The sequence below is a fragment of the Streptomyces sp. NBC_01669 genome, from assembly GCF_026339735.1.
Classification (GTDB): Bacteria; Actinomycetota; Actinomycetes; order Streptomycetales; family Streptomycetaceae; genus Streptomyces; species Streptomyces yanii.
The window spans coordinates 546805-570598 of record NZ_JAPEQG010000001.1 but is presented as its reverse complement, the minus strand read 5'-3'; the positions used below and the strand labels follow the sequence as shown (position 1 = coordinate 570598).

At 70.9% G+C, this 23794-nt stretch carries 22 protein-coding genes and 3 pseudogenes; 15 read left to right on the top strand and 10 right to left on the bottom strand.

Translation table 11 applies throughout. The annotated features are described in order from the left end of the window. Positions 1–173 precede the first annotated feature (173 nt). Complete coding sequence (locus tag OG972_RS02590; protein WP_266978060.1) at positions 174–908, top strand: hypothetical protein; 735 nt, start codon at positions 174–176, stop codon at positions 906–908. Positions 909–1249: 341 nt separating this feature from the next. On the opposite strand, the pseudogene OG972_RS02585 reads toward OG972_RS02590, so the two are convergent. Together OG972_RS02585 and OG972_RS02580 are read right to left on the bottom strand one after the other, a co-directional pair. Further along, positions 1250–1675, bottom strand: a pseudogene (locus OG972_RS02585) (hypothetical protein). A gap of 439 nt (positions 1676–2114) precedes the next feature. Next, on the bottom strand, positions 2115–2570 hold the full coding sequence (locus OG972_RS02580) for an SRPBCC family protein (protein ID WP_266978059.1): 456 nt from the start codon (positions 2568–2570) through the stop codon (positions 2115–2117). Between the two features lie 264 nt (positions 2571–2834). Here OG972_RS02580 and OG972_RS49520 point away from each other — a divergent pair, with 264 nt between their 5' ends. From OG972_RS49520 to OG972_RS02570, 3 genes are read left to right on the top strand one after another with little or no spacing between them, the layout of a single operon-like run. Next, positions 2835–3548 carry an ABC transporter permease subunit gene (locus OG972_RS49520; protein WP_353961638.1) on the top strand — a complete coding sequence of 238 codons (714 nt, stop codon included), beginning with the start codon at positions 2835–2837 and terminating at the stop codon, positions 3546–3548. Continuing rightward, a complete protein-coding gene (locus tag OG972_RS49515; protein WP_353961637.1) occupies positions 3545–3835 on the top strand; it encodes an ABC transporter permease subunit in 291 nt (96 codons plus the stop codon). The genes OG972_RS49520 and OG972_RS49515 overlap by 4 nt, the downstream gene beginning before the upstream one ends. Beyond that, positions 3832–4785, top strand: coding sequence for an ABC transporter substrate-binding protein (locus tag OG972_RS02570; RefSeq protein WP_266978058.1), 954 nt, complete (start codon positions 3832–3834; stop codon positions 4783–4785). The genes OG972_RS49515 and OG972_RS02570 overlap by 4 nt, the downstream gene beginning before the upstream one ends. A 15-nt stretch (positions 4786–4800) precedes the next feature. Here OG972_RS02570 and OG972_RS02565 read toward each other — a convergent pair. After that, positions 4801–5382: pseudogene (locus OG972_RS02565) on the bottom strand (DUF6807 family protein); the annotation flags it as partial. Positions 5383–5517: 135 nt separating this feature from the next. Then, entirely contained in the window at positions 5518–6681 is a 1164-nt protein-coding gene (locus tag OG972_RS02560; RefSeq protein WP_266978057.1) for an ABC transporter ATP-binding protein, read from the bottom strand. Between the two features lie 106 nt (positions 6682–6787). Between OG972_RS02560 and OG972_RS02555 the strand changes: the two genes are divergently transcribed. Further along, a complete protein-coding gene (locus OG972_RS02555; RefSeq protein WP_266978056.1) occupies positions 6788–8083 on the top strand; it encodes an alpha/beta fold hydrolase in 1296 nt (431 codons plus the stop codon). A gap of 76 nt (positions 8084–8159) precedes the next feature. Here OG972_RS02555 and OG972_RS02550 read toward each other — a convergent pair whose 3' ends face one another. Continuing rightward, complete coding sequence (locus tag OG972_RS02550; RefSeq protein WP_266978055.1) at positions 8160–8732, bottom strand: rhodanese-like domain-containing protein; 573 nt, start codon at positions 8730–8732, stop codon at positions 8160–8162. Positions 8733–8809: 77 nt separating this feature from the next. Between OG972_RS02550 and OG972_RS02545 the strand changes: the two genes are divergently transcribed. After that, positions 8810–9088: a metal-sensitive transcriptional regulator gene (locus OG972_RS02545; RefSeq protein WP_266978054.1), complete on the top strand. Its 279-nt coding sequence runs from the start codon at positions 8810–8812 to the stop codon at positions 9086–9088. A 125-nt stretch (positions 9089–9213) separates the two neighbouring features. Here OG972_RS02545 and OG972_RS02540 read toward each other — a convergent pair whose 3' ends face one another. From OG972_RS02540 to OG972_RS02525, 4 genes and pseudogenes are all read right to left on the bottom strand, one after another. Continuing rightward, on the bottom strand, positions 9214–9996 hold the full coding sequence (locus OG972_RS02540; RefSeq protein WP_266978053.1) for a sulfite exporter TauE/SafE family protein: 783 nt from the start codon (positions 9994–9996) through the stop codon (positions 9214–9216). Beyond that, positions 9993–10352: a rhodanese-like domain-containing protein gene (locus OG972_RS02535; protein WP_266990234.1), complete on the bottom strand. Its 360-nt coding sequence runs from the start codon at positions 10350–10352 to the stop codon at positions 9993–9995. Before OG972_RS02535 ends, OG972_RS02540 begins: the two co-directional genes overlap by 4 nt. A 52-nt stretch (positions 10353–10404) precedes the next feature. Next, positions 10405–11817, bottom strand: a complete 1413-nt coding sequence (locus tag OG972_RS02530; protein WP_266978052.1) for a rhodanese-like domain-containing protein — start codon at positions 11815–11817, stop codon at positions 10405–10407. A 355-nt stretch (positions 11818–12172) separates the two neighbouring features. Beyond that, positions 12173–12286 (bottom strand): annotated as a pseudogene (locus OG972_RS02525) (IS5/IS1182 family transposase); the annotation flags it as partial. 255 nt (positions 12287–12541) lie between these two features. Between OG972_RS02525 and OG972_RS02520 the strand changes: the two are divergent. The 8 genes from OG972_RS02520 to OG972_RS02485 all read left to right on the top strand — a co-directional run bounded on the left by OG972_RS02520 (position 12542) and on the right by OG972_RS02485 (position 22434). Beyond that, positions 12542–13366 (top strand): LLM class F420-dependent oxidoreductase, encoded by an 825-nt coding sequence (locus tag OG972_RS02520; RefSeq protein WP_266978051.1) that lies wholly within the window; start codon positions 12542–12544, stop codon positions 13364–13366. Positions 13367–13386: 20 nt separating this feature from the next. Further along, entirely contained in the window at positions 13387–13815 is a 429-nt protein-coding gene (locus tag OG972_RS02515; protein WP_266978050.1) for a TIGR03668 family PPOX class F420-dependent oxidoreductase, read from the top strand. A 909-nt stretch (positions 13816–14724) separates the two neighbouring features. Next, a complete protein-coding gene (locus OG972_RS02510; protein ID WP_266978049.1) occupies positions 14725–17400 on the top strand; it encodes a beta-N-acetylglucosaminidase domain-containing protein in 2676 nt (891 codons plus the stop codon). A 223-nt stretch (positions 17401–17623) separates the two neighbouring features. Then, positions 17624–18589: an NADPH:quinone oxidoreductase family protein gene (locus OG972_RS02505; protein WP_266978048.1), complete on the top strand. Its 966-nt coding sequence runs from the start codon at positions 17624–17626 to the stop codon at positions 18587–18589. Further along, entirely contained in the window at positions 18586–19773 is a 1188-nt protein-coding gene (locus OG972_RS02500) for an acyl-CoA dehydrogenase family protein (RefSeq protein WP_266978047.1), read from the top strand. The genes OG972_RS02505 and OG972_RS02500 overlap by 4 nt, the downstream gene beginning before the upstream one ends. Continuing rightward, positions 19770–20885, top strand: coding sequence for an acyl-CoA dehydrogenase family protein (locus OG972_RS02495; RefSeq protein WP_266978046.1), 1116 nt, complete (start codon positions 19770–19772; stop codon positions 20883–20885). The genes OG972_RS02500 and OG972_RS02495 overlap by 4 nt, the downstream gene beginning before the upstream one ends. A 329-nt stretch (positions 20886–21214) precedes the next feature. Then, entirely contained in the window at positions 21215–22105 is an 891-nt protein-coding gene (locus OG972_RS02490) for a phosphatidylinositol-specific phospholipase C/glycerophosphodiester phosphodiesterase family protein (RefSeq protein WP_266978045.1), read from the top strand. Between the two features lie 134 nt (positions 22106–22239). After that, positions 22240–22434, top strand: coding sequence for a hypothetical protein (locus OG972_RS02485; RefSeq protein WP_266978044.1), 195 nt, complete (start codon positions 22240–22242; stop codon positions 22432–22434). A 265-nt stretch (positions 22435–22699) separates the two neighbouring features. On the opposite strand, the gene OG972_RS02480 is transcribed toward OG972_RS02485, so the two are convergent. Then, positions 22700–23062: a DUF779 domain-containing protein gene (locus OG972_RS02480; RefSeq protein ID WP_266978043.1), complete on the bottom strand. Its 363-nt coding sequence runs from the start codon at positions 23060–23062 to the stop codon at positions 22700–22702. A gap of 156 nt (positions 23063–23218) precedes the next feature. On the opposite strand from OG972_RS02480, the gene OG972_RS02475 reads away from it, so the two are divergent. Continuing rightward, positions 23219–23536 carry a hypothetical protein gene (locus tag OG972_RS02475; protein ID WP_266978042.1) on the top strand — a complete coding sequence of 106 codons (318 nt, stop codon included), beginning with the start codon at positions 23219–23221 and terminating at the stop codon, positions 23534–23536. The last annotated feature ends 258 nt before the right edge of the window (positions 23537–23794 follow it).

Here is a 23794-nt window from a genome sequence, read left to right as displayed (position 1 = left end):
CCGTCGCCCGGGCTGACGTATCAGCTCGGGCTACCGCTTCTCGTACGTACGCCCGGTCGGCCCCCTGGTGTCACACCTTCGATATGCCCGATATGACAGCTAAAGGTGGAGATTAGTACGTTTCGTCATATGTCGGCTCTACGGTCGGCGTCTCTGAGACAGGAAGAAGTGACATGACCACGCGCAAATTCGCCGTGACCGCCGCCGCAGTAGGCGCATCGGTCCTTGCCGTCACCGGCATCACGTATGCCTCAGCCGACGGATCCACCCCGGCCGCCCCGTCCGTCCAGAAGGCTGCCCCGGCCGCCCCGTCCGCCCCTCAAGCCGCCCCGTCCGTCCCGAAGTCCGCCCCGTCCGTCCCGAAGTCCGTTCCGTCCGTCCCGAAGTCCGCCCCTGCCGGGACGCTCCCTGACGGGGACAGCGGGTACGGGATGGGGGACGGCGGTCGTGATGACGGCGGTCGTGATGACGGCGGTCGTGATGACGGCGGTCGTGATGACGGAGGCCGTGACTATGGAGGCCGTGACTATGGAGGCCCTGATGACGGCGGCCGCGGCTATGGAGGCCGTGATGACGGGGGGCGCGGCGATGGCGGTCGCGACGGTGGCTACGACCGCGGGGGGGACGGACAAATCCAGTTCAACGATCGGACGTACTCCGCCGCCTCCGAGGGCTGCATCACCGCGGCCAGCGGACTGGGCTCAAGCAGCTTCAGCATCAGCAACGACAGCTGGAAGACCGTCGAGGTCTATCGCGGGTCCACCTGCGACAACGGCTCTCCGGTCGCCACCGTCGGTCCCCACGGCGCCACCCACGGCGTCGTGACCCCCACGGTCCAGGGGGGCCTGTTCGCCAACGATGGCGTCGTGGGCAGCTTCCGGGTGATCGGTGACCACTACAGGTGGTAACCGCGCCACCCGCATCACTTGGAACCCGCGGCCCGTCGGAATCGGTCCGGGGTTTCCGGGAGGTCGGCCAGGGGCAGCAAGGGGCGTCGCGTCGGACAAGGACGCCGCCACCAGGTCCCGACCGGCAGCCGGTGCGCCGTCAACTCCGACGTCAGGAACCCCCGGGGCAGAGCTGGGCAGGTCGATGGCAGAGGAGTGGACAGGCACTCGAGGCTCCTGGTGGATGACGTTGCTCGGCAACTCATCCACCGGGAGCCTCGTCACATCCCCAGGGAAATCCCTTGTGTCCACGGTGCGGGGCTCTCCTCGGATCGCGCCGTTCGTCATTGCGGGGCCCGGCATCAGCGCTGCTCGGGGTTGTCGACGTCGAGGCGACAGCCGGCGTCCCCCTCCCCGTGCTGCTTCCGTGCGCCGGAATTCCACCCACATCCTTGAGCAGCCGCGCCAGGTGCAGCAGGTTCCTCGTCATGAACGCGGTATTGCGAGGGGTGAGCCGATCCCCGGGCCACCCGTACCCGCGTCCCGGCCATGCATCCGTCTTCCAGTCGTGCCCCCGGATGTCCGCCCACACGCCGGTCGCGATGTCGTGGTCGATCGCCCGGACAAGTTCGGTCGTGACGCCGAGCTCCGCCCTCACTGCGCGATTGCGGTCGATCAGCCCCTCCGTGTGGCTGATCTCGGGGGGAACGCTGCAGCGTGCAGTCGGTGTGCATCGCGTGCAGAGGGTCGAAGCCGTACGCGTCGTCGGCATGGCCGGGTGTCCCCATGCGGGGGCTCCTCTGTGGGTACGGAAGAAGGTCAGGTCTGCTCATGGTCTACCGTCACGCGCGGGCTCACCCGACGATGGGCGCGCGGTTGCCACCCGTACGCAGCAAGTGCGGATCACCCCATCGCCTCGCGTGCGAGGTGCGTACGAGAACCCATGTGCCGCGTCCGCCGCTCCGATTGAGTCGTAGGGACTCCGACGACGCCTCGCCTCCCGTTTCACGCACGCCTGGAACGATCGGACCGGCCCGGTCCGTGTTCCTCTGCGGACCGCCGCTCTCCGCTGCCCTGACGTCGGCGGGCCAGGCCCTGCCGTGGCGGGCGAGTCCGGCCCCGCGGCCCGGCGCCGGCCGGCCTCGCACCCGCAGCTGTGTGCCTATGCGGTGTTCGTGGAGCTGGTCGACTGTTCGTCGCGACCGGCGATACACGGAGCGAGCGCTCTCAATGGGCGCTCGACGCCTCCACCGCCACCTTGATCCGCTGCCCGAACGCAGGTGCGTCCTTGCGCGCGGCACCGGCGGCGAAGCCGACGAGGAGCTTGCCGATGCCGTGGCCCTCCAGGACATTGAAGATCCGCACCCGGGTCCTCCCGTCGGCCGTGGCCTCGAGGTCGTAGCCGCCGGTGGTTGCGGTGACGAGGTTCTTCGAGCGTTCCGCCCAGCGGATGCGCGTGGGCGCTACGAGTTCGGTGATCCCGAACTCCCGCTGAGTCTTCATGCCGGCGTCCTTCACTGTGCTCCTGAAGACCGTTCCCACCGCTGTCGGCCCGGTCGGCGACTTGTCGATCCGCTGTACTCGCGGGCTGAACTCCGGGTCGTGCTCGCCATCGGCGAGATAGGCGAAGACTTCGGTAATCGGCCGGTCGATCTCGACCGTCGCCTCGAACTGAGTGCCCATGACCTCTCCTCGTCCCCTGATCGGTTGCGCTCCGGCTGCGGGGTGCGGCAGGTGAACGCAGGCCCGCGAAGGCGCGGGATGGCGATCATAAGACCGGTTGAGGCGGGTGGCAGGCTGAATGGCGCAAGGCAACGGACCCGCCTGGTCACCTGAGGGACGCGGCGACGGCGGCCGCTCCGGGCGCCTCCCTCCGCCCCGCATGCCAGCCCCACGAACAGTCGATCAAGACGCGCGGGTGCCCGGCTCCCGCGCTCCAATGAACTCGTGACCGCGCCCCCCGACGACTGCCTCGCGCGCAATGACTGGATCTGCGGTGCCTATCTGACCAGCCGTCGCGAAATCCTCCGGGACGCCGTCCTCCAGCACCTCCAGCTGACCGCGGTCTCCGTGTGCATCGGACTGCTCCTCGCCCTTCCGCTCGCGCTTGCCGCCCGTCGCCTGCGCTGGGCGGCAGGACCCGTCCTCGGCGTGACGACCATCCTCTACACCGTGCCGTCGCTCGCCATGTTCTCGCTGCTGCTGCCGGTCTACGGACTTTCCGCCTCGCTCGTCGTCGCGGGGCTCGTCCTCTACTCGCTCACGCTTCTCGTACGGAACATCCTCGCCGGACTGCGCGCCGTGCCCGAGGAAACCCGGCAGGCCGCGCGCGGCATGGGCTACGGGCCCGTCCGGCTCCTTGTCGCCGTGGAGCTGCCGCTCGCTCTGCCCGCCGCCTCATCGCCCTGCCCGCTGCTCTCGTCCTCGGTCATCTCGGCAAGGGTGGGGCACTCGCCGTCAATATCTCCAACATCGGCCGCGCCGTCCCCACCTTCGCCGTCCTGGTCCTGCTGCTCCTCACTCCGATCGGCAGGTACGGCGAGGGGCCGACCGTCATCGCCCTGGTGCTGTTCGCCGTCCCGCCGCTGCTCACCAATGCGTACGTGGGGATGCGGGAGGTCGACCGTGATGTCGTGCGGGCGGCCCGAGGCATGGGCATGACGGGTCGGCAGCTGCTGCTGCGGGTCGAAGTGCCGCTCGCCCTGCCGTTGATCCTCACCGGTGTACGGCTCGCGGCCGTCCAGCTCGTCGCCACCGCCACGCTGGCCGCGCTGGCGGGCGGCGGGGGACTCGGCCGCATCATCACGGCCGGCTTCAACCTCGCCTCCACCCCGCAGGTGGTGGCCGGGGCGATCCTCGTCGCCGTGTTCGCCCTGATCGTCGAAGGGAGCTTCGAGCTCGGGCAGCGGCTCGCCCCCGACTGGGTGCGCGGCGAGGAATTCCGATGAGGGACGGCCGGACCGTACCCGTACTCCTGACGCTGCTGCTGACCGCGGCCGCGTGCACCACCGGGCCCGCCCTGGAGGACCAGGGCGAGGTGACCGGTCCGCCGGGCGACAGCAAACACCTCACCGTCGGATCCGCGGGCTTCACCGAGAGCGACCTGCTCGCCCAGATGTACGCGCTGCTGCTCGACCGGGCCGGTTACTCCACCAAGGTCATCTCCGTCACCAACCGGGAGATCTACGAACCGGCACTGGAGAGCGGCCAGATCGACGTCGTACCGGAGTACGCCGCCACCTTCGCCGACTGGCTGAACGCGAAGAAGAGCGGCGCAGACGCCGCCGCCGTCGGCTCACCCGACCTCGACACCACCATGAAGGCCCTGCGCGCCCTCGCCACGCCCCGTGGCCTCACCGTCCTCGACCCGGGCCGCGCCGTCGACCAGAACGCGTTCGCGGTCACCGCCCCGTACGCGGCGAAGCACCGGCTGAGGACGCTCAGCGACCTGGGCAGGTCACGGCTTCCCGTACGGCTGGCCGCGGGCGACGAATGCGTGCAGCGGCCCTACTGCGCTCCGGGACTGAAGAAGACGTACGGCATCGACATCGCCGCCGTCGATCCCAAGGGCGTCGGCACCACCCAGGCGAAACAGGCGGTCCGGAGCGGTCGGGACCAGATGGTCCTGACCACCACCACCGACGCCACCCTCGACGACTTCGGGCTGATCCTGCTCGCCGACGACAAGCATCTGCAGAACGCCGACTACCTCGTCCCCGTCGTCAACCGGTCCCGGGCGGGAAGCCCGGGCGTACGCGACGCACTGGACCGGCTCAACACCGTGCTGACGACCGCCGATCTCGCCCGGATGAACGAGCAGGTGGACAGCTGGCGACGGCTCCCCGAGGACGTCGCCCGGAACTACCTGGAGTCCAAGAAGCTCATTCCGCGCAGCTGAGCGGCGTGCGCGCACCTACCAGGGGAGTTCCGCGATCCGTGCGGTGATCCGCTCGCGGTCCCGGACACCGTCCGCGACCAGCACCCGGTAGCGGCGGGTCAGCGTGGCGCCGGGGGCCAGGACCAGCTCGTCGTGGAACGCGAACGACGGTGCCACCGCGGCGAACGGATCGTTGCGTACGAACCAGTGCGCCGGATGCGCTCCGCCCGCGCCCGTGTGGTCGTTCTCCGGTGCATGGACGAAGACGAGCGTCGCGTGCCCGTCGGCCCCGTCGTGCTCACCGTTGTACGCCAGCCACGCGGCCTGCCGGCCCATCAGTTCCGGGCCCTCGCCTTCCGCGGTGAGGATCCTGCCGTTCCGGAAGGCGCGCGGGCCGCGCCAGAACAGCCCGGTGTAGCCCGCGTTCGTCCGGCCATGCGTGGTCGGACTGCCGAAGCGCAGTTCCTCGTCCCGGCGGTTGGTGATCGCGGACGACCAGGTCAGCGCCCAGCTGCCGGTCGTGGTGTCGATGTCGTGGACCTCGACCCGGCGCACCTCGTCCGCCCACAGGTCGCCGGTGTGGGGATGCCGGCTCAGCCGCTCGGCGACCGTCGCCCTGCCTCCCCGCACCGCCACCTCGGCGGAAACCCAGGCTTCGCGGGAGAGGCGGGTCAAGGGATCTTCGCACCGGGCATCGGGCGTACCCGATCGACGCGGGGCCCGGCGGATCGGTCGCACCGGCCCACCGGTCCGTCAGGCGTCCGCCACCGAGTCGAACTGCACCTCGTCGCGCCCCACTCCCCGCGCGTCCGCGTCCACCGACCGGCGCAGCGCCTCGTGGAGTTTCGCCGGAGTCAGTACGCCGAGGAAGCGCGACCCGTCCAGCACGGCCACCCACCCGGCGTCGTGCTGCAGCATCTCGCTGAACGCCTGCTTCAGCGGGGCCCCGACCGGTACCCACGCATCCATCCGGCGCGCCAGTTCGCCGACCGTGCCGTGTTCCCCGGCGATCCGCAGTGCGTCCGCCGGCACCCAGCCGTGCAGTTCGCCCTCGCCACCGAGCACGACCGCCCAGCGGGCCCCCGCGCCGTTCAGCCGGGCCGCCGCCGAGCGTGCGGGTTCGTCGAGCAGGGCGATCGGCGGCTCCTCCAGGTCGTCCCGCTCGATCGTGGTGACCGACAGCCGCTTCAGTCCCCGGTCAGCGCCGACGAATTGGGCCACGTACGGCGTCGCCGGTGTGCCGAGCACGGTGGCCGGCTTGTCGAACTGCTCGATGCGCCCCTCTCCGTACACCGCGATCCGGTCGCCCATCCGGACCGCTTCCTCGATGTCATGGGTAACCATCAGGACCGTCTTCCTGACGGCTGCCTGCAGGCTCAGGAACTCGTTCTGCAACCGTTCCCGCACCACCGGGTCGACCGCACCGAACGGTTCGTCCATCAGCAGCACCGGCGGATCGGCGGCCAGTGCCCGTGCGACACCCACCCGCTGGCGCTGGCCGCCGGAGAGCTGGGCGGGGTAGCGGGAGCCGTACGTCTTCGGGTCGAGTCCCACCAGATCCAGCAGTTCCGCCGCCCGCTCCCGGGCCCTGCCCCGCTTCCAGCCGATCAGGGAGGGAACGGTCGCGGTGTTGTCGAGGATCGTCCGGTGCGGGAAGAGTCCGACCTGCTGGATGACATAGCCGATCCGGCGGCGCAGCCGCACCGGGTCGATCCCCGCGATGTCCTCGCCGTCCACCAGGATCCGGCCCGAGGTCGGCTCGATCAGCCGGTTCACCATCATCATCGTGGTGGTCTTGCCGCAGCCCGATGGCCCGACGAGGGTGACGAGTTCCCCCTCGGCGACCTCGAAGGACAGCCCGTCGACCGCGGTTGTACCGTCCGGATAGACCTTGCTGACCTGCTCGAATCGGATCATGACTGCACGCTAGGAGCCCCCAGGGCGCGTCGCACACGGGCCGGGACTGTCCGAGTCACGGGTGTGTGCTGAACTGTCCGTGATACGTCTGATTCAGGAGCACCTTTTGACCAGTTACCGGCAGCCCGGCGTGGTTCTCACCGACCGCTGTTTCACCGTCCCGCTCGATCACGCCGATCCGGGCGGCGAGCAGATCGAGATCTTCGGCCGGGAGGCCGTCGCGAGCGGCAGGGTCGACGACGAGCTGCCGTGGCTGGTGTACCTGGAGGGCGGACCCGGCTTCGGTGCCCGTCGTTTCGTCGGTACCGAGGCCTGGCTGGGGCGGGCGGTGAAGGAGTTCCGGGTGCTGCTGCTCGACCAGCGCGGCACCGGGCTGTCCACACCGGCCAACCGACAGACTCTTCCGCTGCGCGGCGGCCCGCGTGAGCAGGCCGACTATCTCGTCCACTTCCGGTCCGACAACATCGTGCGCGACTGCGAGCTGATCCGGCCGCAGCTGACCGGCGGCGCCCCGTGGACCGTGCTCGGCCAGTCGTTCGGCGGCTTCTGCGCGGTCCGCTATCTTTCGGCCGCCCCCGAGGGGCTCGAGGCCGTCCTGATCACCGGTGGACTGCCCTCGCTCGACGCCCACGCCGACGACGTGTACCGGGCCGCGTACCCGCGGATCGAGCGGAAGGTCGCCGCCCACTACGCCCGCTACCCGCAGGACGTCGAGCGCGCCCGTGAGGTCGCCGCGTACCTCCTGGAGCACCGCCCGGAGAGTGCCGGACACCGCCTGACGCCCGAGGGATTCCAGTCCCTGGGCATCATGCTGGGCAGCGGCAACGGCAGCCACCAGCTGCACTACCTGCTGGAGAACGCCTTCGCCCGCACGCCGCTGGGCACCGAGCTCTCCGACACGTTCCAGGAGGCCATGCGCACCGCCAACTCATTTGCGGGCCACCCGCTGTACGCCCTGATGCACGAGGCGATCTACGGCCAGGGCAAGGAGCCCACCGGCTGGGCCGCCGAGCGGGTCCGCGCCGAATTCCCGCAGTTCGACGCCGCCACAGCCCTGGCCGGTGACGCGCCCGTGCTCTTCACCGGCGAGAGCATCCACCCCTGGCACTTCGACGTGGACCCGGCCCTGCGCCCGCTGCGCGAGACCGCCGAACTGCTCGCCTCCCGTACCGACTGGCCCGAGCTGTACGACACCGAGCGCCTCGCCGCCAATGACGTACCGGTAGCCGCGGCTGTCTATCACGACGACATGTACGTCGACACCGAGCACGCGCTGCGCACCGCCGCGTCGATCCGCGGACTGCGCACGTGGGTGACGAACGAGTTCGAGCACGACGGGGTGCGCGCCGGGGGACCGCGGGTGCTCGACCGGCTGCTCGCCCTTGTCCGGGATGAGCTCTGACCTGCTTGTTCACGGCAGGAGCCGGTCACGCGCCTGGCGTGACCAGCTCCTGCCGTACGGGTACGCCCGGACCGCTTCAGCCCTGCAGGGCATCCAGCGTGGCGTCGAAGTCCGCAGCCGAGCGCGGGGCCCGGTTGTGCGGCAGCTTCGACAGGACGGCAGCCATTCCACAGGTGTTGGTCACCGCGGAGAAGACCAGACCGGAGCCGACGCCGGCCGACAGCCAGCGCGCGGCCGGGAAACGCCGGCCCATGAGCAGACCGGCCACCACGAGCGAACCGGCGGCGAACCGGACCTGACGCTCCATCGGCCAGGTGGCCCGGGCGCCGGCGGGACGGTCCAGGTCGTGGCCCTCGCCCTCCCATGCGGACGTGCCGCCGGACAGCGTGACGGCGTCGATGTCCGCCGCGGCGAGGATGTCGCAGGCGCGGGTGGAACGCACGCCGGAGGCGCACACCACGAGCAGGGATCCGCGGGCCGCCGACGCCTTGAGGGCGGGCAGCGCCTCTTCGAGACGGTCCAGCGGGATGTTCAGCGCGCCGGGCACGTGCCCGGAGGCGTACTCGCCCGGAGCCCGTACGTCGATGACGGTGAACTCCGCGATCCGGGCTGCGGCCTGGGCGGGGGAGAGGGAGGCGGGGCTGGTCACGAGGGATGTTTCCTTTCGTCGCGGGGGCGTACCCCGGACAGGGTAGAATACCCCTTGGGGTATTCGGAGGAGGATGTGTGGAAATCGACATGGCGGCCGACGAACTGAAGTCGGTACTCAACCGCCTTCGCCGCGCTCAGGGCCAGCTTGCCGCGATCATCAGGATGATCGAGGAGGGCCGGGACTGCGAGGACGTCATCACGCAGATGGCAGCCGTTTCGCGCGCGCTCGACCGGGCCGGCTTCGCGATCATTGCGACGGGCCTTCAGCACTGCATGGCCGACGACGGCGCAGAGCCGGCCGACCGGGACCAGATGCGCGCCCGGCTGGAGAAGCTCTTCCTCTCGCTGGCCTGAGAGCCTGTCGGGTGACCTCTGATCGGGCGGCCACGCCCTGGCACGCACGCTTCAGACCGCGTCCGCTATCCGATCCAAGGTCACCCGACAGGCTCTGAGCCCGGAACCGGGGTCGATGCCGTGGCTCAGGCCACGGCATCGACCAGCATGAAGAGGGCCACGGCGAGCAGCGCGGCGCCGAAGATCCGCTGGAGTGCGGCCGTGGACACCTTGGTGGCCAGCCGCTTCCCGTCCCACGCACCGAGGACCGCCGCCGCCGTGAACGGGGCGATCACCGCCCAGTCCAGCGAGGTGGGCGTGGTGAGGCGGGTGGCCAGGGCGGCCGTGGAGTTCACCGTGATGACGAGCAGGCTGGTGCCGACCGCCGCCGTCATGGGCACGGCGAGGACGGTGACCAGCGCGGGCACCGCGAGAAATCCTCCGCCGACCCCGAGGAACCCGGTCACGGCGCCGAGACCGGCCCCGGCGCGGGCGACCCGCCCGGCGCCCGTACGGTCGGTGGAGTCCGCGGTGTTCGGCCCGGGCGAAGCCGCCTCGCACCGCGCAGGCGCCCGCGGCCGGATCATCCGCACTGCCGCCACCACCGCGAGCACCGCGAAGGCCGCTGTCAGTACCCCCGCCGGAATCCGGACCGACAGGGCGCCGGCCACCGCCGCCGGCACGATGCCGGCGACGGCGAAGAGGCCGCCGGTCCGCCAGCGGACGTGACCGTCCCTGGCGTGCGCGACCAGTCCGGTCAGGGAGGTCGCGATGACGATCAGCAGAGCTGCGGTGGTGGCCGCGGCCGGGGTGAAGCCGAGCAGATAGATCAGCGCGGGAACGGCGAGGACACTGCCACCGCCGCCCAGCCCGCCCAGTGCCAGACCGACCACGGCACCGGCGGCCAGGGCCAGGATGAGGGTGCTCATGCGACGGTGCCCGCCGCTCCGTGACGGTTCCGGACAGGCAGCCCCTCGGCCGCCCAGGCGGTCATGCCGCCGGTGACATCGACGGCCTCGGTGCCGCGTCCGGCGAGAATGCGGGCGGCCTGCCGGGACCGGTTGCCGGAACGGCAGATGACCACCACCGGGCGGCCTGCCGCCGAAGCAGGCAGCGACTGCCCGGCGGCCAGCCGGGAGAGCGGCAGATGGACGGCGCCCGGGGCGTGTCCGGCATTCCACTCGGAGGTTTCGCGTACGTCGAGCAGAACCGCCGCACCATCGGCGGTCCGGCGGAGGGCCTCGGCCGGGGTGACACGGCCGGGGCCGCGCCCGAAGAAGGACATCAGGGAAGACATGGGGAAGTGCTCCAGAAGTGCGGGACGGGGAGTCCGACGGTCAGGCGGCGGCCGGTGCGGTGCCGGTCGTCCCGTCGCGGGCATCGGCAGCCGGATCCGAGAGCGTCAGGCCGGTGGCCTCCGCCGCGCCGAACCCGTCGTCGACCGCCACGACCTCCCGCCCGGCGGCGTCCAGCAGCGACGCCGCGATCGCCGCCCGCATTCCGCCCGCGCAGTGCACCCACACGACCCCGTCCGGCACCTCGTCCAGCCGCTTGGGCAGTTCGTGCACCGGAATGTGCACCGACCCGGCTATCGCACCTGCGCGGCGTTCGGTGTCCCTGCGGACATCGAGAACCACCGGCTGCTCGCCGCGCTCGCGTGCCGCGGCCAGGCCCACGAAGTCCGACCTGCGGAACGAGCGCAGCTCTTCCACCGTGCGGACCCAGGACCGCGGGTCACCGGTCGCAGCGGCCACCGGGCGGCCGATGCCCACCCGGGCCAGCTCGCGCTGGGCGTGCGCGACGTCGGCGGCGCTGCTCGCCAGCAGGGTGACGGGCCTGCCCCACGGGATCAGCCAGGCGAGATAGGTGGCGAGCTGCCCCTCGCCCTCGAAGTTGAACGAACCGGCGACATGCCCCTCGGCGAACGCCACCCGGCTGCGCAGATCCACCACCCACTCACCTGCGGCCAGCCGCCGCGCGATCTGCTCGGCGTCGGCCGGGGCGGGCGGGGTCAGATCGAGCGGACGGGGACCCGCGGCGTTGGCCGGGCCCATGTGCGCGTAGTAGGCAGGGACGTCGTCCAGCCCGGCGAGCAGCTCGGCGACGAATGTGTCCACGTCCTTGACGAGCGCGTCGTTACGGGCCCGCTCGGCGCCGATCGTCGTGGTGTTCCCGTCGGCCTGCGCAGAGGAACAGAAACTGCCGAAGCCGTGGGTCGGCAGCACGGGCACGGCGTCGTCGAGCTCGTCGGCGAGCCGATGCGCGGAGGCGTGCTGGGCGCGGGCCAGCGATGCGGTCAACCGGGGCTCCACCAGGTCGGGCCGGCCCACGCTGCCGATCAGCAGCGAACCGCCGGTGAAGGCGGCCACCGCGCGACCGTCCTCCTCCAGTACGTACGAGGTGTGGTGCGGGGTGTGTCCGGGGGTGGCCATCGCGCGCAGCGTCAGCCCCTCGTCGACCGGGGCGGTGTCCCCGTCGGCGACCGGCACCCGGTCGAAGGAGACCGGTGCGGCGGCGGGCACCAGGTACTGGGCCCCGGTGGCACGCGCCAGGTCCAGGCCGCCCGTCACGTAGTCGTTGTGCAGATGTGTCTCCACGACCAGGGCGATCCGCACGCCGCGCCGTGCTGCCGCGGCGATGACCCGGTCGATGTCGCGCGGCGGGTCCACCACGAGCGCGGAGTGCCGGCCGCCCGCCAGATAACTGCGGTTGCCGAGGCCGGCGGTCTCCAGGGGGTCGACGAAGAACACGGCATGACTCCTTCCGTACGGTTTACCCCAGGGGGTATCTCACGTCAAGATTAGCACTTATACCCCTGGGGGTATTTCCGGATCTTGGTGTGACGCAAGGGACGACAGGTGGCTGTCGCTCACCTGGTCCGGCGGCGGCGCGAGGTCGCCGAGGTGCTCGCCGCTCGCGGCGAGGCGCGTACCGACACCGTTCGACCCGAAGGTGGGTGCAGGGCATCGCCGGGTGAGCGTGAACGGTGGGCGTGTGTCACGGCACCGGGCGCCGCCGGACCGTCGCCGCGGCCACCCGCGGGCGCCGCCCCCGGGGCGTTCAGTGCACTCGCCGCCGACGTACCGCACGTACGTGTCGAGGTCGTCACCGGGACTCCGCGACCGTGACAGCGCCGTGGAGGACGCAGGCCCTCCTTGCGTGACAGGTGGCGACCGCGCGATAGATCTCGAGCCGCCTGATCATCCGCTCGACCTCGTTGCCGTGCGTGCGGACACATGCGCGCGGACGCCCGCGCGGGGACCCTCGGCAGGCGCCACGCCGGGGGTCCCGGAGAGGCGGGGCCTGCGAGACGCGTCCGGACGCCCCGTGACGCTTTCTTGCGGACTGCGAAGCCCGAATCGTGCTCCGCGATGGTTCTCCCGGGTGGTCATGGGAGCGGGATCGCCCGGGGCGGGTAGTCAACACATCTGTGCCACCCGTCCCTTCCTGTACTCAAGCCTCGACGGAGCCGCCGTGAAATTCGGAGTCTCAACGTTCATCACCGACCAGGGGATCAGCCCGACCTCGCTCGGAACCGCCCTCGAGGAACGTGCTTTCGACTCGTTGTTCATCGCCGAGCACTCCCATATCCCGGCCGACCGCCAGACGCCCTACCCGGGCGGTGGTGAGCTGCCGGAGATCTACTACCGAACCCTTGACCCCTTCGTGGCCCTGACCGCGATCGGAGTGGTGACCGAGCGGCTGCTGCTGGGCACCGGCATCGCGCTGATTCCGCAGCGAGACCCGATCATCACCGCGAAGGAAGTAGCTTCGCTCGATCTGGTGTCCGGCGGCCGGGTGATCTTCGGTATCGGTGTCGGCTGGAACCGTGAGGAGATGAGGAACCACGGCACGGACCCCTCGACCCGTGGTCGGCTGACCGACGAGCGGCTGCGCGCCATGCGAGAGCTGTGGACGGCGGAGAAGGCCGAGTTCCATGGCGAGTTCGTGAACTTCGATCCGGTCTTCGCGTGGCCCAAACCCGTGCAGCGTCCCCATCCGCCGATCTACGTCGGCGGCGGCGAGGGCGCGTTCCCGCGGGTGGCGCAGCTCGGGGACGCGTGGCTGGCCAACAGTGTGTCGCCGCAGGAGCTCGGTCCACAGATCGAGCGACTGCGCGCACGTGCCGAACGAGAGGTGCCGGTGACGGTGTACGCGGCTCCCGACGAGCCCGAGCAGATCGAGGGCTACGGCCGTCTGGGCGTCGAACGGCTGCTGTTCTACGTGCCGACGATGCCCGAACGGGAGACGCTGGAGTACCTCGACCGGCTGGCCGAAGTGGCTGCCCGGTACCGCTGAGATGCCGGGGGAGGAGCGCGATGCCCACTCTGACGAGCGCTGAGGCACGTGAGCGGTTCGCCGCGGCGCGCATCGCCCACCTCGCGACGACCGGCACCGACAGCCGCCCGCACCTGGTGCCGGTGGTGTTCGCCCTGGACGGCGACACGGTGATGCTGGCCGTGGACCACAAACCGAAACGGACGACGCGGCTGAAACGTCTGGCCAACATCGCCGCCAATCCGACGGTCTGTCTGCTCACCGACCACTACGAGGAGGACTGGGAACGACTGTGGTGGGTGCGGGCCGACGGTGAGGCCCGCGTGCTCCCCCCACCGGACCGCTTCCCCGAGGCCGCCCGCCGGGTCGGCCTGCTCACGGCGAAATACCGGCAGTACGCCGACCACCCTCCCGAAGGACCGATGGTCGAAGTCTCGGTGCTGCGTTGGAGCGGCTGGCGCGCGTCCTGAGCCGCGCGGCCATAACGACCGGGCGATTCTCGGCCACCGTTGCCGGAGGCCGGTGCGGGACCTGCCGATGTGAGGGCTTCGTGGCCGTGGAGCCGCAGAGAACGTCGCCGAGCTGCTCGCCTTGACGGCGGACAGGGCTGCTCTGCGCCCTGTCCGACCCTGATCCGCCGGGCACCTCCTGACTCCCTTCAGGCGGAGGGAGGGTGAAGGCACCGCGACCCGGCTGCTCGCGTACCGGCACCACCGGCGGCGCGACGAGAGACCGCCGCTGCCGGTTCGCCCCTCCACCACGAGCGAGTGACCGGTGATGAATCGGGCGTAGGGCGAGGCCGGTGATGCGGTCGGCCCACTGGTGGCCCCGGTGCGCCGATGCGACGGTGGAGGCGAGGACGTACCGGCCGTGCTTTTGGCATGGGCCAGGTGCGCGAGTGGGGTCCGGGAGTCCCGGCGCAGCCTCTGCCGCGTCGAAGCCCTCCGCGATCCGTTTCGGCTCCCGGATGTCGCCGAGGGTGGCCGTCACCGTGCCCGCCCCGAGCGCCGCCAACTTCTCCCGCGAGGCCGGCAGTCGCTCCGGCCCGCGGGCCGCGGCCCGCGATCATCAGATCCGCGCCGAGACGGGCGAACTCCGCCGCTATCGCCTTCCCGGGCCCCGAGCCGCCACCGGTCACCAGGACCACCGTGGAGTCGTATGTGCCCGGCGGCAGCGCACTCGCGCCGGACGGTGGCGGGGCGGCCAGTCCCGGGGTGTACCAGTGCTCCGGCATGCCTATTGATACCCCCTCGCAAAGACAAAACAGCAGGTCCAGACGTTGATGTTGTCCAGACCATTGACATGTTGGCGCCATGATGTTGAATTCGGTCTCGTTGTGTTGCGCGACTCTGGTGACTTGAGTGACCCATGGAGGACATGTGACGCCTCGCCCACCCCGTCTCGCCGCGCTCGGCGCGGCCGCGAGTCTGCTCGTCGGCGGCCTGCTCACCGCCGCGCCGGCCGCCCAGGCCGCCGACAGCGGCCGTCCGGACGCCCCGGGGAACGCCGTGACCGGCCAGAGCACTCCGGCCATCACCCCGACCCCGCAGTCGGTCAGGACCCGGTCCGACCGGGTCACGATCAGCCCCACCGTCACCCTGGTGACGGGCGACACCTCCGACGAGCCCTCCGTGAAGGTTGTCGAAGCCGCGCTGCGTCGCGCCGGTGCGCAGCGGATCGTACGGAGCGACAGACCCGGCAGGAGCGGACTCACCGTCCACGTCGGTGTCTCCGCCGCCCTCGCGGACCAGCACATCGAGGGCCCCGACGCGTTGCCTGCCGACGGGTACGTCCTCGGCGTCGGCGCCGACCGCATCGTCCTCGCGGGCAAGGACACCACCGGCACGTACTACGCCGCCCAGACCCTCCGTCAGATCCTGCCGCGGCAGAGCCACCCCGGCGCCGAGGTCGACGGGCTTGTGGTACGCGACTGGCCGGGCACCGCGCTGCGCGGCGTCATCGAGGGCTTCTACGGCACCCCGTGGTCGCACGAGGCCCGCCTGGACCAGCTCGACTACTACGGCGAGCACAAGATGAACATCTATGTGTACTCGCCGAAGGACGACGCGTACCTCCGCGAGAAGTGGCGCGACCAGTACCCCGCGGAGCAGTTGGCGCAGATCAAGGAACTCACCGACCGGGCCGTGCAGCGGCACGTCGAGTTCACCTACGCCCTCTCGCCCGGACTCTCCGTCTGCTACAGCTCCGACGCCGACGCGAAGGCGCTCGTCGACAAGTTCCAGGCGATCTGGGACATCGGCGTTCGCACCTTCGCGGTCCCGCTCGACGACATCAGCTACACCGACTGGAACTGTGCGGCGGACAAGGCGAAATGGGGGACCGGCGGCGGTGCGGCGGGCGCTGCGCAGGCGTATCTCCTGAACAAGGTGAACAAGGAGTTCATCGCCACGCACCCGGGTGCCCAGCCGCTTCAGATGGTGCCCACCGAGTACTACAACGTCTCGGCCACGGCCTATAAGAAGGCACTCGCCGAGCAGCTCGACCCCAATGTCCTCGTCGAGTGGACGGGCGTCGGCGTCATCGCACCGACGATGACCGTCGCCCAGGCCAAGGCCGCCCGCACGGTCTTCAACCACCCGATCCTGACCTGGGACAACTATCCGGTCAACGACTATGTCACCAACCGGCTGCTGCTCGGCCCGTTCAACGGCCGGGAGAAGGGGCTGCCGGGCGAACTGGCCGGGATCACCGCCAACCCGATGATCCAGCCGTACGCCTCCAAGCTCTCGCTCTACACGGTCGCGGACTACTCCTGGAACGACGCCGCCTACAACGAGCGTGGCTCGTGGCTGCGGGGGCTCAAGGAGTACGCGGGCGGCGACGCCCGCACCGAGAAGGCGCTGCAGGCCTTCGCCGACATCAACTACAGCTCGGCCCTGAACAAGCAGGAGGCACCCGACCTGGCGGGCGAGTTCGCCCGCTACTGGCAGTCCGGCGACGCGGACCGGCTCACGTCCGTGCTCCGCGACCTGGGCAACGCCCCGGACCGCCTGCGCAGCAGCCTCCCGGACCGCGGCTTCATCGACGACTCGGGCCCCTGGCTGGACGCCACCGAGTCCTGGGCGACCGCCACCCGGACGGCACTGCGCATGGTCGAGGCGGCCCGCGCCGGAAAGGGTGCGCAGGCGTGGGAGCTCCGCCAGCAGCTGCCCGCGCTGGTGGCCGAGGCGAAGTCCTTCACCTACATGGGACTTGACGGCCGCAAGGTGCCGGTCATCGTCGGCAACGGGGTGCTGGACGGATTCATCGACAAGGCCACCGCCGAGCACGACCGGATCATCGGTGTGAGCGGCAGGCCCACGGCATCGACCAGCCTTGGTACGTACCAGACCAACACCGTCGCCCGGATGCTCGACGGTGACGACTTGACGTACTTCTGGAGCGACGGTGCGCCTGCCGCCGGCGATCAGGTCACCGTCGACCTGGGCCGCGTAAGGGAGATCGGTGGCATCACCCTGGCCATGGCCAAGCCGGGAAGCACCGGCGACTACCTCCACGACGGGGTGCTGGAGTACTCCGCCGACGGGCAGACCTGGCAGCAGCTCACCGCCTTCTCCGGAAAGCCGGACGTCACCGCGACCGCCCCCGCCGGGACGAAGGTCCGCTATGTGCGGGCGCGGGCAACCGCGGGCCAGACGAACTGGCTCGTCGTACGCGAGTTCGCCATCGAGACGGAGGACGGTGCGGTGGCCGGCGGGCCGCCCGCCGCCGCCGGATCCACCCTGCGTTCGGCGGCCGACGGCGACCTCGGCACCGTCTACCGGGCGGCGCGCGCGCCCGAGGCCGGTGAGGCGCTGGAGCTGGGGCTCGGCTCGGCGCGCTCCGTCGGGTCCGTCACCGTCCTGCAGCCGGCCGGGTCGGACGCCCTCGCCGACATCCAGCTCCGGGGGACCGACGGGATCTGGAGGACCGTCGGCGCGCTCGACGGCCCCTACACCAGGGTGAATGCGACCGGCCGGACGGCCGATGCGGTACGTCTCGCCTGGCGGGCCGGGTCCGCTGCACCGCAGATCGCCGAGCTCGTGGTCGGCTGAAGCGGTAACCAGGAGGGGCCGTCTCGGAGGCCCATGACCCCGGCCGGCCCTGCTCCGGCCCACCGCGCGCCCGGCATCCCCGTAGCACCTGGGGCATGCCGGGCGCGCAGTCATGTCCCGGTCCGGTCGAAACGGTCCGGGACAGGTTGTTCCCAGAGAGGCAAGCGACCGCTTAGTATGCCCCGGAGCAGTGGAAATGCCGACAGTGTTGTGGAGGCCCCTCATGCAGGCATGGCGAGTGCACCGGAACGGCGAGCCGAACGAGGTGATGCGGCTCGAAGAGACGGACCGGCCCACGCCAGGCGACGGGCAGGTGCTCCTCAAGGTGCTCGCGGCGAACATCAATTTCCCCGACGCGCTGCTCTGCCGCGGCCAGTACCAGGTACGGCCGCCGCTGCCGTTCACCCCGGGCGTGGAGATCTGCGGTGAGACGCCGGACGGGCGCCGGGTGCTCGCCACTCCCGCCCTGCCGAACGGCGGCTTCGCCGAGTACGTCGTCGCGGACGAGGCGGCGCTCCTGCCGGCCCCGGACGCCCTGGACGACGCCGAGGCGGCCGCCCTGCACATCGGCTATCAGACGGGCTGGTTCGGACTGCACCGCAGGGCGCACCTCCAGGCTGGCGAGACTCTTCTCGTGCACGCTGCGGCGGGCGGAGTCGGCAGCGCGGCCGTCCAGCTCGGCAAGGCTGTCGGGGCCAAGGTCATCGGTGTTGTCGGCGGCCCCGAGAAGGCCAAGACCGCCCATGAGGTCGGCTGCGACCTGGTCATCGACCGGCGCAGCGAGGACATTGTCGCAGCGGTCAAGGAGTTCACCGACGGACGCGGGGCGGATGTCGTCTACGACCCGGTCGGCGGCGACGCGTACGTCAAGTCCGTCAAGTGCATCGCCTTCGAGGGACGGGTGATCGTCGTCGGATTCGCGAGCGGTGTCATTCCCACCCCTGCGCTCAACCACGCCCTCGTCAAGAACTACTCGATCGTCGGACTCCACTGGGGTCTGTACAACACCAAGGACCCGGCCGCGGTGCGCGCCTGCCACGAGGAGCTCACCGCGCTCGCGGCACAGGGCGTCATCAAGCCACTGATCAGCGAGCGTGTCGCACTCGACGGGGCGGCGGCCGCCGTTCAGCGTGTCGCCGACGGCACGAGCACCGGCCGGATCGTCGTCCTTGCGGGGGGTGCCCGATGACGACCGTCGACGCGGCCGAACTCCGCCGCCTCACCCGCGAACTGCTCGCCGCCCACCCCCCGGCCAGCACCGACCGGACCGACTTCCTGAAGGCCCGCTTCGACGCCGGACTCGCCTGGGTCCACTACCCGGCCGGGCTCGGCGGACTCGACGCGCCGCGCTCGCTGCAGCCCGTTGTCGACGCCGAACTCGCTGCCGCGGGCGCCCCGGACAACGACCCGCGCCGCATCGGCATCGGCCTGGGCATGGCGGCCCCCACCATCCTGGGTTTCGGCACCGACGAGCAGAAGCAGCGCTTTCTGCGACCCCTGTGGGTCGGCGAGGAGGTGTGGTGCCAGCTCTTCAGTGAGCCGGGCGCCGGATCCGACCTGGCGGCGCTCGGCACCCGCGCCGTCCGGGACGGCGAGGACTGGGTGGTCGACGGGCAGAAGGTCTGGACGTCCAGCGCCCATGTGGCCCGCTGGGCGATCCTCATCGCCCGCACGGACCCGGACCTGCCCAAGCACCGTGGCATCAGCTACTTCATCTGCGACATGACCGACCCGGGCGTCGAGGTGCGGCCACTGCGCCAGATCACCGGCGAGGCCGAGTTCAACGAGGTGTTCCTCACCGGCGTACGCATCCCCGACAGCAGGCGGCTCGGACCGGTCGGCGACGGCTGGAAGGTCGCCCAGACCACCCTGATGAACGAGCGTGTCTCGATCGGTGGATCCCGCATCCCGCGCGAGGGCGGCATGATCGGCCCCGTCGCCAGGACCTGGCGCGAACATCCCGAACTGCGCACCCACGATCTCCACCAGCGCCTGCTCACCCTCTGGGTCGAGGCCGAGGTCGCCCGGCTTGCCGGCGAGCGGCTGCGCCAGCAACTCGTCGCCGGACAGCCGGGCCCCGAGGGCTCCGGCATGAAGCTCGCCTTTGCCCGTCTCAACCAGGAGATCAGCGGCCTGGAGGTCGAACTCCGCGGCGAGGAGGGGCTGTTGTACGACGACTGGACCATGCGCCGCCCCGAGCTGGTCGACTTCACCGGACGCGATGCGGGCTACCGCTATCTGCGGTCCAAGGGCAACTCGATCGAGGGCGGTACGAGCGAGGTACTGCTGAACATCGTCGCCGAACGCGTCCTCGGACTGCCCGCCGAGCCGCGCAACGACAAGGACGTCGCCTGGAAGGACCTGTCCCGATGACAGCACAGACCGAAGAGACCGTGGCGCCCGATCTGCTCTACTCGGAGGCCGAGGACGATCTGCGGGCCGCCGTACGGTCGTTGCTCGCCGACCGGGCCGACGCGCCGACGGTGATCGCCCGAATCGAGTCCGACACGCCGTACGACCCGCAGCTCTGGAAGGCCCTCGGCGCGGACATCGGCGCCGCGGGGCTGCTCGTGCCGGAGAAGCTGGGCGGTCAGGGTGCAAGCCATCGTGAGGCTGCGGTGGTCCTGGAGGAGCTGGGCCGCAGCGTCGCCCCCGCCCCCTATCTGACCAGCGCGGTCGTCGCCACCGAGACGCTCCTCGCACTGGGGACGGAGGACGGACCGGTCGGCGAACTCCTCGGCGAGCTGGCGGCGGGCCGCAAGGTCGCGGTCCTCGCCGTACCGTTCTCCGCCGAGGTCGGGACCGTGGCGGTGACCGGCACCCTGGACGGGATCGTCACCGCGGTCGCCGACGCGGCCGCCGCCGATCTGCTGCTCGTGCCGACCAGCGACGGCCTGTACGCGGTCGAGGCCGGTGCCACGGGCGTCACCGTCGAGCCGCTCGTCGCGCTCGATCTGACCCGCCCGCTGGCCACCGTCACCCTCACCGCGGCCACCGGCACCCGCCTCGCGGACGCGGAGGCCGCGCGCCCCGCCGTACGCCGGGGGCTGCTCGCCGGTGCCGGACTGCTCGCCTCCGAGCAGCTCGGTCTCGCCGAATGGTGCCTGACCGAGACGGTCCGGTACACCCGCGACCGGCACCAGTTCAACCGGCCCGTCGGCTCGTTCCAGGCGCTCAAGCACCGGATGGCGCAGCTCTGGCTCCAGGTCGTCTCGGCCCGCGCCGCCGCGCGCAATGCCGCGGACGCCCTGGCGTCCGGCAGCCCCGACACGCCGCTCGCGGTGGCCGTGGCGCAGGCGTACTGCTCCGGGGTCGCGGTCCGTGCGGCGGAGGAGTGCATCCAGTTGCACGGAGGCATCGGCATGACGTGGGAGCACCCCGCGCATCTGTATCTGAAGCGGGCCAAGGCCGACTCGATCGCGTACGGCACGGCGGGGCGTCACCGTGACGCCATCGCCGAGCTCATGGAGCTGCCCGCACCGTAGAGAATCGGCCTTGCGAACAAGGGGACGTGGGGCGGGGGTGCGTGGCAGCCCCGTCCCTTCGTCGTTCCGGGCGGGCGGTTCCTGGCCGTCCATTCCCGGTGGCAGCACCGAGGTGCAGCTGAATCTGCGGAGCTGCAGCGGCGGCGGCAACCAGAACCGTGGTGGCGCCACCCCGCGTGGGACGACCCCGGCTGGGCCGGGGAACACCAGTCGACGGGCGGACGACGCCCGGATCAACTCTTGGCAGGTACCTGCCCGACGGAGGTACCCCGGACCCATACTCGGTCGGGTCCGCCCGTCGGGTCCGCACCCTGATCCCGGGAGAATCCATGCCGTTCCCGACCCGCCGCCGCGTCGTCACCACCGCTCTCGCCACGGTCGCCGCAGGCGCAGCCGTACCCCTTCAGTCGGCCGCGGCCGCGCAGCCCGCCGCAGTCGCCCGCCACCACCCGCGCCCCCTCCGGCAGGCCCACGCGCACAACGACTACCTGCATACGCACCCCCTCCACGATGCGCTCTCCCACGGGTTCACCAGCGTCGAAGCAGACATCTTTCTCGTGGACGGGGAACTCCTCGTCGCCCACGAGGCCTCCGATCTCGACCCCGCCCGCACCCTCGCGTCGCTCTACCTCGACCCGCTGCTGGCCAGGGTCAGGGCCAACCACGGCGCCGTGTACCCCGGCCACCGCGACCCCGTGCAGCTGCTCATCGACATCAAGACGGACGGCGCCGCCGCCTACCTCGAACTCGACCGGCAGCTTCAGCGCTACCGCCGGATGCTGACCTCGTACCACGACGGCCGGGTCCGCGCAGGCGCGGTCACCCCCGTCATATCGGGCGACCGGGCCGCCCGCGTCCCCATGGAGGCGCAGCGCACCCGCCTCGCTTTCTACGACGGCCGGCTCGACGACCTCGGCACTGCGGCAACCGCCTCGTTCATCCCGCTCATCAGCAGCAACTGGACCCAGAGCTTCAGCTGGCTGGGCGCGGGCCCCTTCCCCCTCGCCGAACGGGACAGGCTCCGCGCCCTCGTCACCACCGCCCATCGCGAGGGCCGGCGTGTGCGCTTCTGGGCCACGCCCGACGTGGCGGGCACCGAACGGGACGCCGTCTGGGACGAGTTGCTGGCCGCCGGGATCGACCACCTCAACACCGACGATCTGGCGGGGCTGGAACTCTTCCTCCGCGCGAAGGACAGCGGTGCCCGGGGCGGCATCTGACGGGCCGTACGGCCGGAGGAGGTGACAGTCAGTCAACACCCGGATGGCGGACACGCCAGTCCGCCGGATGGCCCCTCCGCTGCGCCACACTGGCGGCCGAATGCCGCATTCCGGCGCGGCGGAGGAGGTTGGCCATGGCCATTTCGATCTCACTGGTGCTGCTTCTGCTGATGCTTGCGGTCCTTTTTCTCCGCAACGGCGGACTGAAACCCTCGCATGCGATCGTCTGCGCGATGCTCGGATTCTTCCTTGCGGGTACGAGCATGGGGCCGACGATCCAGGAGGGACTGACGGCCACGGCGAATGTTGTCAGCAGCCTCCAGCCCTGACGCGCTCCCGCCTGTCTGTGGCACGTTCCGATTCCACGGATGAGCACAGAGGGGGCCGGAGCACGTCGGATCCAGGCCCGTACCGACAGGCAGGAGATCATCCGGGGGGTGAGGCGCACGATCCGATCAACCGGGACGACAGCCGCCCGGGCGCGAAACGGTCCGAGGCGATGCGGGACCGATGGCTCCCGGCGCCGTCCCCAGGACAGGGGCGTCGAGATCCGGTCCTGTCCACGGCCCGGGGGCCGCGACCGGCCCACGCGGATCAGCCACCGACGAGCCGCGAACGGATCAGGAACCGCACCCCCTCCGGAGCCTCCAGCGAGAACCCGCTGCCCCGCCCCGCCACCACATCGACGATCAGCCGGGTGTGCGCCCACACCTCGAACTGACTCCTCGACATCCAGAAGGGAACACGCTCCGCGACTCCTTCGACGGCGAGCGAGGCCAGCAGCACATCGGAGTCTCCGGTACGGAATTCGCCGTCCTGATAGCACATGGGCGCACTGCCGTCGCAGCAACCGCCGGACTGATGGAACATCAGCGGTCCATGGGTCTCCCGCAGCTGTCGCACCAGATCGGCGGCTGCGGGCGTGAGCTCCACGAGAGGTGCGTCCGATGGGGTCACGTGTCGGCCTTTCGCTGTCCGGCGCCAGTGCGGTGAACTCAGCCAACTCCCCGCAACGTTGCGGCAGGGTTGCACAGCCTCCTCCTGAGGGGCCGCTGGGTCCAGTGGCGTGCGCATGGCGATGCCTCAGGGGGAGACGGGGAGAGGGCGACGCGCATGGCGGTGGTCCAGGTGGGGGACGCGAGCAAGTCGGCCGTGGTGCGGATCCGCGACGCATCGGGTGCGGTGGTCGGGGCCGGATTCATGGTGGACGAAGACATTGTGTGCAGCTGTGCCCATGCCATCGCCTGGGCACTCGACCTCCGCGAGGTGCCCACGGCCGCGCCCGCCGGCTCCGTACACCTCGACTTCCCGCTCCTGCGGCGCGAGGGGGCGGGAGCCGTGAACTCCACAGCGCCCGGAACGGCAGGAGTGATGCCATCATGTCGGACGGGCGCATCGTCGTGGCGGGAGAGGGCTGGTATCTGGCACTGAACCTGCGGGGGAGTGAGGTGGCCGGGCGGCTGTGCCGGGCGGTGGCTGAGGACTCACCGAGGCCGAGAAGGCACTGCTGCCGCACGGAGCTCCCGAAGAAGCGCCATGCCCCGGGGGTTCCTGACCCTGGTTCACCTGGCGCCGGAAATTGCTGACTTGGGCGTCGGAGGAGGCGCCACCGAGGCTTCCGGCGGCCACGGCCGGCAATACGCCCGTCGTCGCGACGCCTGACGAGTGGGAAGGGCGACCGTTTCGCCC